The following is a 1,750-nucleotide window of genomic DNA, read 5'->3' on the forward strand; positions in this document are numbered from 1 at the left end:
ACATTTCGTGACCGACGGACGCGGCACACACGGGATGTCTGACCCGGGTCGGAGGGGCCGGAACGGGAATGAACGGGGTGCTCGACCGGCCCCGGGTGGTCACGACACCCCGCTCACGTACGGCCGAAGGTCACGAACCGTCGCCCGGCGCGCGCGTGAGCGACGCCTCGTGACCAACGGAGGTGGCGCGCGCGGGGTGTCGTGACCGGCGCGTGGTCCTCCGGGACTGGAGGGCCGTGGGAGGGGACGGACCAGAGCGCCGGACACGGGGCGGTACGGTGGGCGGGTGTTCGGACGCCGCTCCCCCAGCCCTCGCCCCGACGACCGTGCCGGCCTCGGCATCGGCGCGCTCGTGCAGGTCGTCGACCCCGGCCAGGGCGGCGAGCACTGGGCCGACGAGCCGATCGGCGTCATCGTCGCGCCGGGGGCCAGCCAGCTCGGCGGCACCCAGCGCACCTGGACGGTCGCGTTCGACGAGCCCGCCTACACGACGGACGGCCGCGGCCCCTTCGAGCGCGCGACCGTCCTGAGTCGTCAGTTGGTGCCGGTCGAGCCGGCAGCTGGGCCCGAGGCCTAGTACTCCTCGGAGCCGCTCTTCATCATGGCTGCCGCGGCCATGCACAGCCCGACGCCGCCGAGCACGCCGATCCCGATGATGACGCCTGCGATGACTTCGAGCATGTCCGTGACTCCTTGGTAGCGGGGGCCGATGTGGCAGCCCTCAGGCTACCGGATGCGACCCGGCGGTGCGGTCGGGCGCGCTGATCAGCGGACGCCGCGCATGAGGCGCAGGACCGGCTTGGCGAACACGAGCAGGAGGACGCCCACCACGACGGCGGCGAGGCCGAGCACGGTGAAGTACGGCGCCTCGTCGGCAGGGTCGTAGTACTGCGACAGGACACCCGTGGCCGCGGTGCCGAGCGACACCGACAGGAAGAACAGCGCGACCATCTGGGTCTGGAACTTCGCGGGTGCGAGCTTTGTCGCGACGGACTGGCCGACGGGCGAGAGCAGCAGCTCGGCGATCGTGAAGACGAGCAGGATCGCGACCAGGACCAGCAGCGGCGTCCCGTTCCGACCGGTGCCGACGAAGGGCAGGAAGAGCAGGAACGCCACGCCCATGATGCCGGTGCCGAGGGCGAACTTCGTCGGCGTGGACGGCTGGCGGTCGCCGAGCTTCGTCCAGATCGCCGCGAACACCCCGGACAGCACGATGATGAAGACCGGGTTGATCGACTGTGCCCACGAGACGGGCATCTCCCACCCGAAGAGCGACCGGTCGAGGCGCTGGTCCGCGTAGATCGTCACGACGGTGAACTGCTGCTGGTACAGCGACCAGAACACCGCGCTCCCGATGAACAGCGGGATGAAGGCGAACACGCGCGAGCGCTCCACGGCGCTGATGCCACTGCCGAGGATGACGACGAAGTAGCCGACGGTCGCGACGATCACGATGGCGACCACGACCGTCGGCAGGTTCCGAACGTTCAGCAGCCCGGTCAGGACCGCGGTCACGACGAGCGCGAGGGCCACGACGACCAAGATCGCGACGAGCGGCAGGCGTCGACGGTCGATCGGGTTGCTGACGTGGCGGACGACCTCGGGCAGGTGGCGACGGCGGATGCCGTACTGGACGAGACCGGCGGCCATGCCGATCGCGGCGAGGCCGAACCCGAAGTGGAAGCCGAGCGCGCTCTGCAGCAGGCCGGTGAGCAGCGGCCCGAAGAACGCGCCGAGGTCACGCCGAGGA

The 1,750-nt window shown here is 70.7% G+C and carries 2 protein-coding genes; one reads left to right on the forward strand and one right to left on the reverse strand.

Features of this window, described 5'->3' with window-relative positions:
- Nucleotides 1–286 precede the first annotated feature (286 nt).
- Nucleotides 287–577: a hypothetical protein gene (locus I59_RS02455; RefSeq protein WP_022902521.1), complete on the forward strand. Its 291-nt coding sequence runs from the start codon at nucleotides 287–289 to the stop codon at nucleotides 575–577.
- A gap of 188 nt (nucleotides 578–765) precedes the next feature.
- On the opposite strand, the gene I59_RS02465 is transcribed toward I59_RS02455, so the two are convergent.
- Nucleotides 766–1,750 (reverse strand): peptide MFS transporter (locus I59_RS02465; RefSeq protein WP_022902523.1); only part of this gene is annotated, 985 nt, incomplete at its 5' end.

The organism is Curtobacterium sp. B8 (assembly GCF_000333315.1).
GTDB classification, from domain to species: Bacteria; Actinomycetota; Actinomycetes; order Actinomycetales; family Microbacteriaceae; genus Curtobacterium; species Curtobacterium luteum.